The organism is Janibacter zhangyanbonis (assembly GCF_050507325.1).
GTDB lineage: Bacteria > Actinomycetota > Actinomycetes > Actinomycetales > Dermatophilaceae > Janibacter.
In genome coordinates, this window is record NZ_CP191481.1 from 3,048,809 (window position 1) to 3,064,888 (window position 16,080).

15 protein-coding genes are annotated in these 16,080 nt (G+C 72.4%); 9 read left to right on the forward strand and 6 right to left on the reverse strand.

What is annotated here, in order from left to right:
- The first annotated feature begins 463 nt into the window (after window positions 1–463).
- On the forward strand, window positions 464–1,189 hold the full coding sequence (locus ACQBJO_RS14995) for an AIM24 family protein (RefSeq protein ID WP_255184498.1): 726 nt from the start codon (window positions 464–466) through the stop codon (window positions 1,187–1,189).
- Window positions 1,182–1,574 (forward strand): hypothetical protein, encoded by a 393-nt coding sequence (locus ACQBJO_RS15000; RefSeq protein WP_421008842.1) that lies wholly within the window; start codon window positions 1,182–1,184, stop codon window positions 1,572–1,574. The genes ACQBJO_RS14995 and ACQBJO_RS15000 overlap by 8 nt, the downstream gene beginning before the upstream one ends.
- A gap of 46 nt (window positions 1,575–1,620) precedes the next feature.
- On the opposite strand, the gene ACQBJO_RS15005 is transcribed toward ACQBJO_RS15000, so the two are convergent.
- The gene (locus tag ACQBJO_RS15005; protein ID WP_421008843.1) at window positions 1,621–2,442 is read right to left on the reverse strand and encodes a L,D-transpeptidase family protein; all 822 of its coding nucleotides are present in this window, start codon (window positions 2,440–2,442) and stop codon (window positions 1,621–1,623) included.
- 174 nt (window positions 2,443–2,616) lie between these two features.
- Here ACQBJO_RS15005 and ACQBJO_RS15010 point away from each other — a divergent pair, with 174 nt between their 5' ends.
- The gene (locus ACQBJO_RS15010; protein WP_421008844.1) at window positions 2,617–2,889 is read left to right on the forward strand and encodes a hypothetical protein; all 273 of its coding nucleotides are present in this window, start codon (window positions 2,617–2,619) and stop codon (window positions 2,887–2,889) included.
- Between the two features lie 23 nt (window positions 2,890–2,912).
- On the opposite strand, the gene ACQBJO_RS15015 is transcribed toward ACQBJO_RS15010, so the two are convergent.
- The gene (locus ACQBJO_RS15015) at window positions 2,913–3,389 is read right to left on the reverse strand and encodes a MarR family winged helix-turn-helix transcriptional regulator (protein WP_421008845.1); all 477 of its coding nucleotides are present in this window, start codon (window positions 3,387–3,389) and stop codon (window positions 2,913–2,915) included.
- A 97-nt stretch (window positions 3,390–3,486) separates the two neighbouring features.
- Here ACQBJO_RS15015 and ACQBJO_RS15020 point away from each other — a divergent pair, with 97 nt between their 5' ends.
- The 5 genes from ACQBJO_RS15020 (at window position 3,487) to ACQBJO_RS15040 (ending at window position 9,072) form a co-directional block, all read left to right on the forward strand.
- Window positions 3,487–4,026, forward strand: coding sequence for an NADPH-dependent FMN reductase (locus ACQBJO_RS15020; RefSeq protein ID WP_421008846.1), 540 nt, complete (start codon window positions 3,487–3,489; stop codon window positions 4,024–4,026).
- A 283-nt stretch (window positions 4,027–4,309) separates the two neighbouring features.
- Window positions 4,310–4,894, forward strand: a complete 585-nt coding sequence (locus tag ACQBJO_RS15025; RefSeq protein WP_255184504.1) for a TetR/AcrR family transcriptional regulator — start codon at window positions 4,310–4,312, stop codon at window positions 4,892–4,894.
- An 88-nt stretch (window positions 4,895–4,982) separates the two neighbouring features.
- The gene (locus ACQBJO_RS15030) at window positions 4,983–7,337 is read left to right on the forward strand and encodes an MMPL family transporter (protein ID WP_421008847.1); all 2,355 of its coding nucleotides are present in this window, start codon (window positions 4,983–4,985) and stop codon (window positions 7,335–7,337) included.
- A gap of 167 nt (window positions 7,338–7,504) precedes the next feature.
- Window positions 7,505–8,542: a 2-dehydropantoate 2-reductase gene (locus ACQBJO_RS15035; protein WP_421008848.1), complete on the forward strand. Its 1,038-nt coding sequence runs from the start codon at window positions 7,505–7,507 to the stop codon at window positions 8,540–8,542.
- A 23-nt stretch (window positions 8,543–8,565) separates the two neighbouring features.
- Window positions 8,566–9,072 (forward strand): low molecular weight protein-tyrosine-phosphatase, encoded by a 507-nt coding sequence (locus ACQBJO_RS15040; RefSeq protein ID WP_421008849.1) that lies wholly within the window; start codon window positions 8,566–8,568, stop codon window positions 9,070–9,072.
- 120 nt (window positions 9,073–9,192) lie between these two features.
- Here ACQBJO_RS15040 and ACQBJO_RS15045 read toward each other — a convergent pair whose 3' ends face one another.
- A complete protein-coding gene (locus ACQBJO_RS15045) occupies window positions 9,193–9,852 on the reverse strand; it encodes a transglycosylase family protein (RefSeq protein ID WP_421008850.1) in 660 nt (219 codons plus the stop codon).
- 230 nt (window positions 9,853–10,082) lie between these two features.
- Here ACQBJO_RS15045 and purB point away from each other — a divergent pair, with 230 nt between their 5' ends.
- Window positions 10,083–11,492: an adenylosuccinate lyase gene (gene purB, locus ACQBJO_RS15050; RefSeq protein WP_421008851.1), complete on the forward strand. Its 1,410-nt coding sequence runs from the start codon at window positions 10,083–10,085 to the stop codon at window positions 11,490–11,492.
- A 253-nt stretch (window positions 11,493–11,745) separates the two neighbouring features.
- Here purB and ACQBJO_RS15055 read toward each other — a convergent pair whose 3' ends face one another.
- The 3 genes from ACQBJO_RS15055 to ACQBJO_RS15065 all read right to left on the reverse strand — a co-directional run bounded on the left by ACQBJO_RS15055 (window position 11,746) and on the right by ACQBJO_RS15065 (window position 16,079).
- The gene (locus ACQBJO_RS15055) at window positions 11,746–13,860 is read right to left on the reverse strand and encodes an MMPL family transporter (RefSeq protein ID WP_421008852.1); all 2,115 of its coding nucleotides are present in this window, start codon (window positions 13,858–13,860) and stop codon (window positions 11,746–11,748) included.
- 143 nt (window positions 13,861–14,003) lie between these two features.
- Window positions 14,004–15,077 carry a GDSL-type esterase/lipase family protein gene (locus ACQBJO_RS15060; protein ID WP_421008853.1) on the reverse strand — a complete coding sequence of 358 codons (1,074 nt, stop codon included), beginning with the start codon at window positions 15,075–15,077 and terminating at the stop codon, window positions 14,004–14,006.
- A 75-nt stretch (window positions 15,078–15,152) separates the two neighbouring features.
- Window positions 15,153–16,079 (reverse strand): type II secretion system F family protein, encoded by a 927-nt coding sequence (locus ACQBJO_RS15065; RefSeq protein WP_421008854.1) that lies wholly within the window; start codon window positions 16,077–16,079, stop codon window positions 15,153–15,155.
- Window position 16,080: the final 1 nt, after the last annotated feature.

A 16,080-nucleotide genomic window follows, 5' to 3' on the forward strand; every position in this document is an offset into this window, starting at 1 on the left:
CCGCTCCGGCGGGGGCTGCGGGATGCCGTCGGACCCCCCTTCGCGCTCCGGTGCCGGCGGGACGCCGGCCGGCGCACCACCGCTCGTGCGCAGCTCGAAGTCGCGGATCGCACCGCGCTGCTCGAGCGCCTGCAGCACCTCGACCAGGCGCTGCTGCGTGCCGGCGTCGACGGGGCGGCCGGTCGCCGCGAGATAGGCGAGGACCCCGAGGTCGCGGTAGTGCTGGTCGATGTCGCCGAGGTCCCGGCTCGACGTCGCCTGGTCGAAGGCGGAGTCCGCCCGTCCGGCGAGGTTGTCGTAGCCGGCGCGTGCTCGCTCGAAGAAGCTCATCGACCGTCCTTGCGTAGGGGGGAGGCCGCCAGGGCCTGCAGGGGGTCAACACCCTAGAGGGCCGGCGCCATTCGCTCTACAGTTGCCGACGAGTGGCGCCGCAGGGGACGCCCCGGACCAGGAAGACACCGTCATGCCGATCCACGGATCCTTGTTCCACGACTTCCGCGAGGAGTCGTCCACCGACCAGTTCGCACTGCAGAACAAGAAGCTGCTCAAGATCCAGATGGGCCACGGCCCGGTCATGGCGCGGACCGGCTCGATGGTCGCCTACCAGGGCGACATCCGCTTCGAGAACAAGGGCTCGGGCGGCGTCGGCAAGTTCCTCAAGCAGGCCGCCACGGGCGAGGGCGTCAAGATGATGACCTGCTCCGGCCAGGGCGAGCTCTTCGTCGCCAACGAGGCCCAGGAGATCCAGGTGATCTACCTCGAGAACGACATGATCTCGGTCAACGGCAACAACATCCTCGCCTTCAGCGCCTCCATCGAGTGGGACATCCACCGGATCCAGGCGCGCGGCGCCGCGATGACCGGCGGCCTCTACAACGTCACCCTCCGCGGCAGCGGCTACGTCGCCCTCACGACGAAGGGAGAGCCCGTCGCCCTCGACGTCGCGAGCGCCCCGACCTTCGGCGACGCGCAGGCCGTCGTCATGTGGACCGGTGGCGTCCGGATGGACATCAAGGTCGACACCGGCGGCCTGAAGTCGATGGTCCGCGGGGGCACCGGCGAGACCTTCCAGATGGCCTTCGGCGGGCAGGGGTACGTCCTCGTCCAGCCCGCGGAGTCGGTGACCGACGGGGGTCACCAGAGCTCCGGCGGCGGAGGCGGCGGGCTGAGCGACCTGCTCGGTGGCTGACCGCGTGCGGCGCTGGCCGGCGGCGCTCGGCGGATGTGCCGCCGGCGCCGCCGGCCTGCTGCTCGTGGTCGGCGCCGTCGGCCTTGCCGAGTCCGTGCTCGTCGGCGGGCAGACGCGGGAGTGGTGCGAGGAGCTCACTGACGACCCGACGGTCACCGTGCAGGAGCGGTGCGTCCGCGAGCGCGACAACGTCAACATCGTCGCGTCCGACGAGCACCTCGTGGAGTTCTACTACCGCCACACCGGCGGCGTGCGCCACGAGCCGCACCCCTGGCCGCTCTCCGGCGAGGTGGAGGTGGAGTTCGGCGACGGCGAGGTGACCCTGCGCAACGACGCGGGGATGGCGGCGACCTACCCCGACGAGGTCTTCCACGACGCGCGCTGAGCGCACTATCTGGGCAAAACCCTAGGGTTCTGTGCAGTTGGTGCGCTCAACGCACGATGACGGTCGACCCGACCGGCATGAGGTCCTCGCTCCAGATGAGGTCCATCGCCGCATTGCTCACCCGCGCGCACCCGTGCGAGGCGGGGTAGCCGGGGATCGACGCGGCACCGTGGACGGCATAGCCGCCGTAGAAGTAGCGCGGGCTGTAGAGCGTGCCGAGCGGCGCGACCTCGTTGCCGCGGTGCGTGCGGCCGACGGTGAAGGTCCCCGTCGGCGTCACCGCGACCGCCGGTCGTCCGTGCGACATGTAGGTCTCTCCCGAGGCGGTGCTCGTGTTGATGACGTAGCGGATCGAGCCGCCGCGCACGACGAGCAGCACCTGCCGCTCGAGGTCGATCTCGATGCGGTCGGCCGCCCCCTTCGGCAGCGGCGGCAGGGTGCCGGAGGCCAGGGCGTCGAGGGTCTTGCGGCCGGCGATACCGTCGCGCCCCAGACCGGCGGACTTCTGCAGCGCGAGGACGGCCTGCTCGGTGAGGTGCCCGTAGGTGCCGTCGGCGCGGCCGTTCCAGTAGCCGGCCTCGGTGAGGTCGCGCTGCAGCCGGCGCACCTGCGGTCCGCGGTCCCCCGGACGAAGGGGGTCGCTCGCGTCCCCCTTCGCCCCCGCCGTGCTCGTGGGCGACGTGCTCGCCGGCGCGCTCGCCGTGGACGTGCTCGACGAGGTGGTGCTCGGCGACGTCGTACTCGACGAGGACGTCGGCCGGTCGACCGGCGCCGTGACGGTGATCGGCTGCTGCGCCACCTGGGTGCCGCAGCCGGCGAGAGTCGCCCCGGCGAGCAACGCCACGAGCGCTGCGCGTGCGTGAGTCATAGGTCCATCCCCTGCTGTGCGGCCGGACGCCCCCTGCGCCCGGACTCGTCATGATGGACGCACCGGGGGCCGAGACGGTTGCGTGGTGTCCGGGACGTGACCGACACGTGACCGGCGCGATGCACGAGGGGTCTGGTGAGGGGTCGTGGTGAGGCATGGGACACAATCGGTGCCATGAGTGACCTCCCCACCGCCGGCGACTCCGGGTGGAGCGACCCCGACACCCTCGGCGCCATCCCCCCTGTCGTCGCGGTCACCTACTGCGGCCACTGCGGCAAGTCCGCCAACAAGGGCAACCACGTCCGCTGCCGCACGGAGCTCGACGCCCACGGCCCGACCTACTGCACGACCTGTCGACGAACCCTCACGGTGGAGCGGGCGGGCGACACCTGGACCGCGACCTGCAAGAAGCACGGCGAGGCCACCGGCACCCTCACCGGCGCCTGACCCGGCCCTGACCGCGGGGCCGGTCAGCAGCTCGCGTCGCCCAGCAGGTCGGTGAGGGCCTGGCGAAGGGAGGCGACCTGCGCCTGGCCGATGCGCTCGGCCCACTCCTGCTCGACCTCGCCGAAGAGTCGGTGGACGACCGCCTGGGCGCACTCCCCCTTCGCCGTGAGGCTGACGATGCGTGCCCGCTGGTCCTCGTCGTCGCGACCGACGTCCACGTAGCCGTTGCGCTCGAGGTGGGCGATCTGCTGACTGACCGCCTGCTTCGTCACGCCGCAGCGGTCGACGATCTCGCGGGCTCGGCGCGGGCCCTCGCCGAGGTGGCGCAGGACATTGGTCGAGTGCGCGAGGGACAGGCCCTCGATCTCGGAGGCGCGCAGCCGCGCCTCGAAGTCAGCGATGAAGGCCGCCTGCGCGCGGGCGATGAGGTTGACGAGCGGCGGCTGCCCGTCGCCACCGGCGCACGGGCCGGCCAGCGGGGAGGACAGGTCGGGAGTCATGAGCCCATGGTAAGCCATTGGTCAAGGACTTGACTTTGATCGTGGCGGACGCCCACCATGGTCAAGCACTTGACCAAACCTCCCCCCTGGAGTCCCCATGAACGTCCTCGTCCTGCTCGGCTCGCTCCGCGACGGCTCGACCAACCGCACCCTCGCCGAGGCCGCCGTCGCCCACCTGCCCGAGGGCGCGACCGCGACCTTCTTCAACAGCGGCGCCGACCTGCCCCACTACTCCGAGGACCTCGACGTCGAGGACCGCATCCCGCAGGTCGCCACCGAGCTCCGCGAGGCCGTGGCCGCCGCCGACGCCCTCATCGTCGTCACCCCCGAGTACAACGGCACGCTCTCGAGCGTCGTCAAGAACACCATCGACTGGGCCTCCCGCCCCCGCGAGGCCGCGAGCATCCACGGCAAGCAGGCCATCGTCCTCGCCGCCTCGGGCGCCCCCTACGGTGCCGAGTGGGCCCGCAAGGACGCCGTCCGCACCCTGCAGATCGCCGGCGCGCAGGTCGTCGAGGACACCTTCGGCATCGGCGCCTCCTACGAGGCCTTCGCCGACGGCCGACTCGTCGACGGCGACGCCGACAGCCAGCTCCAGGCCCTCGTCGCGCGCCTCGCCACGCCCGTCGCCGCCTGACCCACGCCTGACCCGAAGGGGGTCGACCTCCAGCCGGAGGTCGACCCCCTTCGGCGTACCCGCGGGCGGACCCTGCCAGTGGAAGGCGGACGGGGAGGGCGGTCTGGCGCGGCGTCAAGCCGATGTCGGGAACGACAACGCGACGACACGACGACGAAGGACATCGGCAGCGCGCCAGGCCGCCCTCCCCGGGAGCGGGGTCTCGAGGCTCGCTGGCGCTCGCACCTCGACCTGCGTGAGGAGGATTTTGCACGAAGGGAGCGAAAGTGCAAGACTGCACTTCGTGACCGAAAGTGCAACCACCCCCAGGAGCGACCGCCGCGCGGCGATCATCGCTGCGGCACAACGACTCTCGGTGGGGTGCGGGTACTCCGGCTTCACCCTTGACGACCTCGCGCAGGCCGTCGGGGTCTCCCGGCGCACGCTCTTCAACCACGTCTCCTCCAAGGAGGAGGCCGTGCTCGGCATGCTTCCGGTCCTCACCGACGAGCAGGCGCAGACCCTGCGGGCCGGCGGGCCGACCGGGCACCTCGTCGACGACGTGCTCACCGTCGTCCTCGACTGCCTCGGCGCCGACACCGGCACCACGGCCGACTACCAGCAGCTCCACGACGTCATCGAGCGCAACCCCGAGCTCTTCGTCCGGGTCAAGGCGCACGTCGAGGAGCTCACCGAGCAGCTCGTGACCCACCTGTCCGAGCGTGAGGACGCCGACGACTCCCGAGCCCGCATGGCGCTGGCGATCGTCGGCGGCGTCGTGCAGCACTCGGTGGTCGAGTGCCTCGCCACGCCCTCGCTCGGCCCGCTCTCCGACCGGGCCCGCACCAACCTCACCATCGCCCGGGAGATCCTCGCCGACCCGGCGTGACCTCCCTTCGCCCCACCCGTCACCACCGACTCCGCACCTCCGGCCCCGACGACGCGGTCACCCACCCCCGCCCCTCGAAAGGCATCCCATGGCCCACGCCCTCTACCGTCTCGGACGGCTGGCGCACCGACGCTGGCCGGCCTTCCTCATCGGTTGGCTCGTCGTGCTCGTCGCCATCGGCGGCGCCGCGTCGACGCTGTCGCAGCCGATGAGCGACAAGTTCTCCATCCCCGGCATCGAGTCCGAGCAGGCACAGACCCTGCAGCAGGAGCTCTTCCCGCAGACGCAGGACGCCTTCGACCAGGCCACCGGCACGGTCGTCGTCCAGGCGCCCGCCGGCGAAAAGCTCTCGGACCGGGCGAACTCCGCCGCCGTCGACGACCTGCTCACCGAGCTGCGTGACGTGCCGCAGGTCGGGTCGGCGGACCAGTTCGTCAACCCCGTCACCGCGGCGAAGGGGGTCGAGCAGCAGCTGCTCGAGCAGGCCGAGAAGTCCGGCCAGCCGGAGGCCGTTGCCCGGGCCAATGCCGCGGCCGTCTCCCCGCTGACCGAGGACGGCCGCACCGGGCTGATCCAGTGGACCTTCGACGTCGACACCGTCACCGACGTCGAGCAGAGCACCCGTGACGACGTCACCGCCGCGGTCGACCACGCCCGCGACTCCGGCCTGACCGTCGAGGTCACCGGCACCGGCATGCAGGGCATGCCCGAGATGGGCATGACGAGCGAGCTCATCGGCATCGCCGTCGCGCTGCTCGTCCTCGTGCTCACCTTCGGCTCGCTCGTCGCCGCCGGCCTGCCGATCATCACCGCACTCGTCGGCGTCGGCACCGGCATCCTCGGCATCACCGCCGCGACCGCCTTCTTCGACCTCGGCACGACGACCCCGATCCTCGCCTCGATGCTCGGCCTCGCCGTCGGCATCGACTACGCCCTCTTCATCCTCAGCCGCTACCGCACCGAGCTGCGGCACACCGACGACCGCAGCCACGCGATCGGCCTGGCCGTGGGCCGCGCCGGCTCCGCCGTCGTCTTCGCCGGCCTGACGGTGATCATCGCGCTCGCCGCGCTCGCCGTCGTCCAGATCCCCTTCCTCACCGCGATGGGCCTGGCGGCCGCCGGCACCGTCCTCGTCGCCGTGCTCGTCGCGCTCACCCTGCTGCCGGCGATCCTCGGCGCCCTCGGCCGACGTGCCTTCGCCGGTCAGCTCCGCAAGGACAAGGGGGTCGACGAGGGCCAGCACGTCGACAACGGCGGCACCCGCTGGGCGCGCGCCATCGGCGCCCGCCCGGTCCTCGCGGCCCTGGTCGCCGTCCTCGCGCTCGGCGCCCTGGCGATCCCGGCCAAGGACCTGCACCTGACCCTGCCGACCGACTCCACCGCCGCGGCCGACACCCCGCAGCGGCGCGCCGCCGACCTCATCACCGACGGCTTCGGCGCCGGCCAGGAGGCCCGGATGATCGTCGTCGTCGACGCCCGCGAGGTCGACGACCCGCGGCAGGCGCCGGCCGCCTACGGCAAGGTCGTCGAGTGGCTGAGCGGCTTCGACGGTGTCGCCAACGCGCAGGTGATGGCGATGAACAAGGAGGGCACCGGCGCCCAGGTCCTCGTCACCCCGACGACCGGCGCCACGGACCCCGCGACCGAGGACCTGCTCGGCGACATCCGTGCCGGCCAGGGCCAGGTCGAGAGCACCACCGGCACGACGATCGGCGTCACCGGGCTCACCGCGATCCAGACCGACGTGTCGAAGAAGCTGCAGGGTGCGCTCATCCCCTACCTCGCGGTCGTCGTCGGGCTCGCCTTCGTCCTGCTGATGCTCGTCTTCCGCTCGGTGCTCGTGCCGCTCACGGCGACGCTCGGCTTCATCCTGTCGACGCTCGCGACGCTCGGCGCCACGGTGCTGATCTTCCAGGAGGGCACCTTCGGTCTCGTCGACGGCGCCCCGCTCGTGAGCTTCCTGCCGATCCTCATGATCGGCATCGTCTTCGGGCTGGCGATGGACTACCAGGTCTTCCTCGTCACCCGGATGCGTGAGGCCTACGTCCACGGGGACACCGCCCGCGAGGCCGTCGTCGACGGCTTCCGCCACGGCGCCCGGGTCGTCACCGCGGCCGCGCTCATCATGATCTCGGTCTTCGCCGCCTTCATGCTGCAGCCCGACAACCTCATCAAGTCGATGGGCTTCGCGCTCGCGGCGGCCGTCCTGCTCGACGCCTTCGTCGTGCGCATGGTCCTCATCCCCGCGCTCATGTACCTCATGGGCGACCGGGCCTGGGCCATGCCGCGCTGGCTGGACCGGATCCTGCCCAACGTCGACGTCGAAGGGGAGGCCCTGACCCAGCACACCGCGGCCGGTGAGACCTCCGGTCGGGACGGCGACGACGACAACGCCGGCGGCCGGCACGGCCGCGGCTCGGGAGACCTCGTCGCGGCGGGCTGATCCCCCCTTCGCCCGTCGGCCCGTGCCCCCGCACCACCGGGGGCACGGGCCGTCGGCATGCTGCGTGACGGGGAGCTCGCCCTCCCTCCCGGGGTCACACATGCACGGTGACTAGGATCGGGCCACACCGGCCCGGAGCCGGACCCGTCCGGGCAAGGAGTGACGACGTGAAGCGCACGAAGGTGGCCGTCATGGGGGCCGGCAGCATCGGGTGCTACCTGGCAGGGTGGCTCGCTGCAGCCGCCGACGTCACGCTCGTCGGCCGACCGGCCCTCGTCGATGCCATCGGGCGCGAGGGACTCACGGTCACCGACCTCGCCGGCCGCACCCGCACCGTCCCGCCGCAGTCGCTCACCCTGGCCACGGAGCCGAGCGCCGTCGTCGGCGCCGACTACGTCCTGCTGACGACGAAGACCGTCGCCCTGACGGCGGCCACCCAGCAGATCGCGCCCTACCTGCAGCACGACTCGGTCGTCATCTCCTTCCAGAACGGCCTGCGCAATGCCAGCGCGATCGACGAGGCGCTCGCCGGCGCCTTCCCGAGTCGGGCCTCACGGCCGCTCGTGCTCTCCGGCATGGTGCCCTTCAACGTCGTGCGCACCGCTGACGCGCACTGGACCCAGACGACCTCGGGCCGACCTGTGGCCAAGGACCACCCGCGGATCGACCCCTTCGTCCGGGTCGCGCAGGGCGGCGGGCTGCGGGTCGAGGTCGACCCCGACATGCGGGCGGTGCTCTTCGGCAAGCTGCTGCTCAACCTCAACAACGCGGTCAACGCGCTCACCGGGCTGCCCCTGGCCGTCGAGCTGCGCGATCGCGACTGCCGGCACGTCCTCGCCGCCTGTCAGGACGAGGCGCTCACCCTCGCCCGCCGCGTCGGCGTGACGCCCAAGCGCATGACGCCGCTGCCCGCCGCCGCGATGCCGACGCTGCTGCGCTCGCCGACCCCCGTCTTCACCAACCTCGCCCGCGCCACGCTCAAGGTCGCGCCGACGGCGCGCTCGTCGATGGCCGACGACCTCGACGCCGGGCGACCCACCGAGATCGACGAGCTGCAGGGCTTCGTCGTCCAGCTCGGCACCGACCACGGCGCCGCCGCGCCGGTGTCCGCACGCATCGTCGACCTCGTCCGGGAGGCCGAGGCCGCCGGGCCCGACCGACAGCGCTGGACGGGCGCGCAGCTGCGCCGGGCGGTGGGCCTGTGACCCCCGTCGGAGAGGATGCCGCCATGGACCCCTACCGCGTCACCGTCGTGTGCACGGGCAACATCTGCCGCTCCCCCATGGCCGAGTGGCTGCTGCGTGAGGCCTTCGAGCAGGCGGGTCTGGGCGAGCGGGTCCTCGTCGACTCGGCCGGCACCACCGCGTGGGAGAAGGGCAACCCCGCCGACCCGCGCACCATCGCCGCGATGCACCGCCACGGTCACACCGGCGACTACTCCGGGCACCGCGCCCGGGTCTTCGACAAGCGATGGTTCGACGAGGTCGACCTCGTGCTCGCCGCCGACCACGGCCACTACACGGTGCTGCGCCGGCTCGCGGGCGACCGCGCCGCCAAGGACGGCATCCGGATGATCCGCGCCTTCGACCCCGCGGGGCTCAAGGGCGACGACCTGGCGATCGACGACCCCTGGTACGGCGACGACAGCGACTTCGACCGCACCTACGAGGAGATCTCGGCAGCGGTCGACGGCATCGTCGAGCACGTCCGCGGCCAGCTGGGCGACGCTCCCTGAGGTGCGACGCAGGAGCCTCGAAGGGCGGCACGCAGACATGGGCGACGGGCGCCGACTCCCCTGAAGAGCCGACGCCCGCCACGTGTGTGCGGCGCTCGTCAGGCGCCGGGCCGGTGCTGCTCAGGCACCGTTGGTCGCGGTCAGACCCGCCTTGACCGAGCACACGGGCCAGGCGCCCGGGCCCTGCTCGGCGAGGACCTTCTGCGCGATCTCGACCTGCTGCTCCGGCGTGGCCTGGTCTGCCGTCGGGGCGTACTGGTCGCCGCCGTAGGCCAGCCACGTGTCGGGGCTGAACTGCAGCCCGCCGTAGTAGCCGTTGCCGGTGTTGATGCTCCAGTCACCGCCGGACTCGCACTCGGCGACCGCGTCCCACACGGACGGGTAGCTGCCGGCGGTCGTGCCGTCGGTGTCCGTCGTGGTGTCGGTCGTAGTGGTGTCGGTGGTCGTGGTGTCGGCGGTCGTGTCCGTCGTGGTGTCGACGGTCTCGACCGGGGCCTCCTCGACCGGGGCCTCCTCGGCGGGTGCCTCGCGGAGGAGCGCGCTGTTGTCGGAGGCGTGCTCGAGGGCCTGGTCGGAGGCGTGCTCCGCGCCCTGGCCCTGGGTGGCGGGCAGGCCGGTGTGGCCGTGCGCCTCACCGGCGGGCTGGGCCTGCTCGCTGGCGTGTCCGGCGTTGGGGCCCTGGGCGGCCATGGCGGTGCCGGTGCCGGCCACGGTCAGCAGGCCGGCGGCGGCGAGCGCCTGGGCGGCGCGGCGGGTGGTGCTGTGACGGGTGGTGGCCATGGTGATGACTCCTCCTCGTCTCGGGACGCGGCCCCGTCGAGGGCCACGAGCGGTCAGGTGACCGCATCGGTCGTGCCGGCGGACGGTGCCCGCCGGGCCGTCGCACACCGTAGACACAGACGGGGGGAAGATCTCAAATCGGTAACGGCGCCGCTCGGGGTGACGAAGGGGGTGCCCGGCCCCTGGTCGAGGTGACGGGCACCCCCTTCGCCTCTGGGAGGATGGGGGCCATGCAGAGCCTCGCTGACGCCACGCCCCAGATCGCCCTCGGCGCGCTCGACGGCCGCTACCGGCCCGCCGTCTCGCCCCTCATCGACCACCTGAGCGAGCCCGCGCTCAACCGCATGCGGGTGCACGTGGAGGTGGAGTGGCTCATCCACCTGACCTCGCAGCAGGTCGTGCCCGGCGTGCGCGCCCTCACCGAGGACGAGCAGGCGGCGCTGCGGCAGGTCGTCGAGGACTTCGGCCCCGAGGACATCGCCGAGCTCGGCGCGACCGAGAAGGTCACCCAGCACGACGTCAAGGCCGTCGAGTACTTCCTCAAGGAGCGCCTGCGCAAGATCGCGCCGGCTCCCGAGGACGCCGGCCTGTCGGAGCTCATCCACTTCTGCTGCACGAGCGAGGACATCAACAACCTCGCCTACGCCCTCATGGTCCAGGGGGCCGTCGAGGAGGTCTGGCTGCCGCGCGCCGACGCCCTCGCCGAGGCCGTCGCGGCGATGGCCGTCGACCTGCGCGACGTGCCGATCCTCTCGCACACCCACGGCCAGCCGGCGACCCCGACGACGATGGGCAAGGAGCTCGCCGTCCTCGCGCACCGCCTGATGCGCCAGCTGCGGCGAATCCAGCACGACGAGTACCTCGGCAAGATCAACGGCGCGACCGGCACCTTCGGCGCCCACCTGGCCGCCGTGCCCGAGGCCGACTGGCTGGAGATCTCGCGCACCTTCGTCGAGGGCCTGGGCCTGACGTGGAACCCCCTGACGACGCAGATCGAGTCGCACGACTGGCAGGCCGAGGTCTACGCCGACATCGCCCGCTTCAACCGCGTGCTGCACAACCTGTGCACCGACGTGTGGACCTACATCTCGATGGGCTACTTCGCCCAGGTCCGCGGTCAGGGCACCGTCGGGTCGAGCACGATGCCGCACAAGGTCAACCCGATCCGCTTCGAAAATGCGGAGGCCAACCTCGAGGTGAGCAATGCGCTCCTCGACGTGCTCGCCTCCACGCTCGTCACCTCGCGCCTGCAGCGCGACCTCACCGACAGCTCGATGCAGCGCAACATCGGCACCGCCCTGGGCCACTCGCTGCTCGCGATCGACAACGCCGGCCGCGGCCTCGCCGGGCTCGACGCCGTGCCCGAGGCGATGGCCGCCGACCTCGACGGCAACTGGGAGGTGCTCGGCGAGCCGATCCAGTCGGTCATGCGGGCCCTCGGCGCGCAGGGCGTGCCCGGCATGGAGGAGCCCTACGAGCGGCTCAAGGAGCTCACCCGCGGTCAGCGCATCGGCCAGCCCGAGCTCGTCGAGTTCGTCCGCGGGCTCGGCCTGCCGGCCGAGGTCGAGGAGCGGGTCGCGGCGATGACCCCGGCGACCTACATCGGCATCGCACCGCAGCTGGTCGACCTGCTCGACTGAGCTGCTCTCTCCCGACGCACCCACACGGCGGGGCCCACCACCACACCCTGCAGGACCCTGGGGTCCTGCAGGGTGTGTGCGTGTCCGCGCGGACCCTGGGGCGCGGGCCGTGGTGACCCCCGGGTACGACGACCACTACGGCGCCAGCGAAGGGCGAAGAGCCCCGGTACGACGGGAGCCGGCCGCCGTCACGCGTGGCGAGTGGTCGTCATACCCGCGAGTCACGACGCTGCGGGCGGGCCGGCGAGAACCCTCAGCCCCTCTCCTCGTCGTCGGCCATCCGCCCGGACCCGGGCCACCAGATGCGGTTGCCCAGGTCGGTGGCGAGCGCCGGCACGAGGACCGAGCGGGTGACGAGGGTGTCGAGCAGCACGCCGAAGGCGACGATGAAGGCGATCTGCGCGAGGAAGAGCAGCGGGATCACCCACAGGGCGGAGAAGGTCGCGGCGAGGACGACGCCGGCGCTGGTGATGACCCCGCCCGTGACCGCGACGGCCCGGCGCACCCCACGGCGGGTCCCGACGTGCAGCGACTCCTCCCGCGCACGCGTCATGAGGAAGATCGAGTAGTCGACAGCGAGGGCGACGAGGAAGACGAACCCGAGCACGGGTGTCGAGGGGTCGGCGCCCGGCTGGTCGAGGACGCGGGTGAAGAGCACCGCCGAGACCCCGAGGGTCGCGGCGAAGGTCAGCACGTTGACCACGACGAGCAGCACCGCCGCCGCGACCGACCGCAGCAGGGCCATGAGGACGAGGGTGACGACGAGCAGGATCGCGGGCACGACGACGCGGTAGTCGCGGATGCTCGCGTCGTCGGTGTCGACCGCGGTCGCGGTCGCGCCCCCGACGATGATGTCGGGGTCGACGTCGTGGAGCTCGCCCCGCAGGTCGCGGACGACGTCGCGCGCCTCGGGCGACTCGGACCCGACGGTCAGGGTTGCCGAGAGCAGGGTCGACCCCGACCCCGTCGTCGACTCCTGCGAGCGGACCTGCCCCGAGACGTCGTCGTGGTCGGCGAGGACCCCCTTCGCCTCGCGGACGGCCGCGTCGGGGACGACGACCTGCACGGGCCGCTGGTCTCCCCCGTCGAAGTGCCGGTCGAGGACGCGCTGACCGTCGACGGACTCCACGTCGGTCGTGAAGAACTGTGCCTGCGTGATGCCCTGGGTCGGGAAGGTGAGCGCCGCAGCCGCGGCGACGAGCAGCACGGCGGTCGTCACGACCCAGGTGATGCGGGGACGGGACGTCACGCGACGCGCCACACCGGACCAGAGCCGGTGCTGCGGGCGCGTGCCGCGTCGGGGCACGGACGGCCAGAAGGCGGCCCGGCCCAGCAGCGCGAGGGCCGCGGGGAGCAGGGTGAGCGAGGCGGTCATCGCCCCGGCGATGCCGAGGGCACCGACCGGCCCGAGGCCGGCGATGTTGCCGAGGTCGGACAAGAGCAGGCAGAGCAGGCCCGCGATGACGGTGCCGCCACTGGCCGCGACCGGCCCCAGGGTCTGGCGCCACGCGATGCGCAGGGCCGGCAGCGGGTCGGCCGCGTGCAGCTCCTCGCGGTAGCGCGCGACGAGCAGCAGCGAGTAGTCGGTCGCGGCGCCGACGACGAGGATGAAGAGGATGCCCTGGCTCTGGCCCGAGAGCTGGATCCAGTCGGCGGCGGCCATCGGGTGGATGAGCAGTGCCGCGAGCGCGAGCCCGAAGATGCTCGTGAGGAGCACGACGAAGGGGAGGACCGGGCTGCGGTAGACGACGAGCAGGATGACGAGCACGACGGCGAGCGTGACGAGGAGCAGCAGTCCGTCGATGCCGGCGAAGGCCTCGCCGAGGTCGGCGGCGAAGCCCGCCGGGCCGGTCACCGCCACCGTGGCATTGTCGACGTCCGGGGCCAGGCTGCCCCGCAGGTCGTCGACGAGCAGGTCGGAGATGCTCGTCTCGTCGACGGTCTTCTCGACGGCCGCTGCGTCGAGGCTGAGGACGACGATCGCCGCGTCACCGTCCTCCGACGGGATCACCGGGATCCGTTGGGCGGCAAGGTAGTCCGCCACCGTCCCCGGCGCGGAGTCCAGCTGCTGCTGCGGCAGCCGCTCGGCCCAGTCGCCCAGCTCGGCGAGCTGGTCACGCCCCAGCCCACCCTCGGCCTCCACGGCCACGATGAGCGGCAGCGTGGAATCGGCCTCGAAGTCCGGGAGCTGCTCGGCCACGCGGGTCGACTCGGCGGACTGCGGGAGGAAGGAGGCCTGGTCGTTGTCCTGCACGCTCGACAGCTGGCCGACGAGCGGCCCGCCCACCGCCCCCACGGCGAACCAGAGCACGATGACGAGGCCGGCGAGGAGGCGGGGCAGCACGCTGGGGCGCGAGAGGGAGGGCATGCCCAAACCTTAGACGAACATTGGACACAGCTCTACGGTCGACCCAACCCTGCAAGACCCCAGGGTCCTGCGCTCCGAACCCTGCAAGACCCTAGGGTTTTGCAGGGTTCGGAGCGGAGGCGCAAGGGCGGCTGCGGCGCGCCTCAGCGCATGGCCGCGCTCAGCGCCGACGCCGAGGCGGTGTAGCCCTCGACCGTCGGGTGCACCCACTCGGGCAGCTCACGCCCGGGGGCGAGGACGGGCACGAGCCAGGCCTGGGTGTTGTCTGGGACGGAGCGCGGGTCGAGCCCGTGCGCCATGCCGCCCCACGCGGGCTTGACGTCGACGAAGGTGAACCCACCCCGACCCTTCGCGCTCGCGTCGAGCTCGGCGACCCCTTCGCGCTGGAGCTCGTCGCCGCGGCGCTGCAGCTCGTCGAGCGCGGCGCCGGCATCGTAGGTCGGTGCGGCCTCGGGGATGCCGTAGCTGTCGGTGTTGAGCAGGTGGGGGTAGCCGAGGAGGTAGACGTGCGCATTGCCCCGCGACTTCTCCCGGATCGCGGCGAGCGCCTCGGCCGTGTCGTCCTTCAGCGCGGGCAGGGTCGCGTTGGCCGCGTCCATCGTCGTGCGGCAGCCGCTCGGGGAGCGCAGCACCATGCACTGCAGGACGATCGTGCTGAAGCCGATGTCGTTGCCGCCGACGGTCAGGAAGACCGCATCGGTCTGCGGGGTCACCGACTCGACCTGGGGCGCGGCCGTCAGCTGGCAGCTGACCGTCGCGGTGAGCTGCCGGCCCGTCGGTGCGCTGCTCGTGACGGTCTGCTCGTAGTACCAGTCCGGCTGGGCGGGCGTGCCGCACAGGGCGTCGGCCTCGGCCCGCTGCAGCCACTTGCGCTGCTGGACGGCCGCCGTGCCGCTCACCTCGTAGGTCGCCGTCCGCACGAAGGGGGACCCCAGGGCGCGCGGCTGCGTGATGTCGGCGACGACGCCACCGCTGCACGCGGCATTGGTCAGGTTCGCACCGTCCTGCGCGGCCACCTTGGCCGCGTAGTTGTCGGGCGAGCGCCAGCAGGTGCGCTCGGTGTAGGTGCCCGCGCCGTTGCCGGCCGAGTATGAGTCACCGAGCACGACGTAGTCGGGCGAAGGGGGCTTCGCACCGGCCGGGAGGGCCGTCCCGATGCCCGCCGCGAGGGCGGCGAGAGCGGTGGCGATGGACAGGGTGCGACGACGTCGGCGCATGGTGACCTCCTGGTGGCCGCTCCCCGTCGAGCGGCTGGTGACTCGAGAGTAATCGCCGGGGCGGGCCGGCAGTGGCTAGAGCCCCCCGGCCCCGAAGAGGCTCTGCACCATGCGGATGCCACCGGGCCCGATGATGACGACGAAGAGCGCCGGGAAAATGCACACGAGCAGGGGGAAGAGGATCTTGACGGTGACCTTCTGCGCCTTCTCCTCGCCCTTCTGCCGGCGGGTCACGCGCATCGCGGAGGTCTGCTCGCGCAGCACCTTGGCGATCGGGATGCCGAGCCGGTCGGCCTGGACGACGGCGGAGACGAAGTTGCGCACCTCGGGCAGGGACATGCGCTCGCCCATGGCCGAGAAGGCCTCACCACGGGTCTTGCCGAGCTGGATCTCGGAGAGCACCCGGGCGAACTCCCCCGCCATCGGCCCGTCGCTCGTGCGGGCCACCCGTAGCAGCGCCGAGTCGAAGCCCTGCCCTGCCTCGACGCACACGGTGAGCACGTCGAGGGTGTCGGCGAGGTCCTTGGACGTGCGCTCCTGCCGTCGCAGCGCGACGTTGTAGAGCAGCAGGTCGGGCAGGAAGAAGAAGGCCGCCGCGAGCGCGATGCACAGCACGAGGCCGGTCAGGCTCAGGCCGCCCCACAGCAGACCGAAGGCCGCGCCGAGGAGCAGGCAGGCTCCCTTCGTCCCCATGATCCGGTCGACGGTCCAGGGCGAGGGGTTGCCGGCCCGGTCGAGGCTGCGGGCCAGCCGCTCCTCGGCGCCAGAGGGCGAGAGGCGCAGCGCGAGCCGACGGGTCGCGTCGAGCACCGGCTCGACGAGGCGGTCGCGCGCCGCCAGCTCGCTGCGCGGCACGCCGTCCTGACCGACCGTGCCCTCGATGAGGGCGAGGCTGCGGGCCACCCCGGTCGGGCCGGAGGTGCCGACCCCGAGGGCCAGGACGAGGACGAGGAGGATCACGGCAGCCGCGACGAGGGCGACCCCGAGCAGCAGGAGGGACATG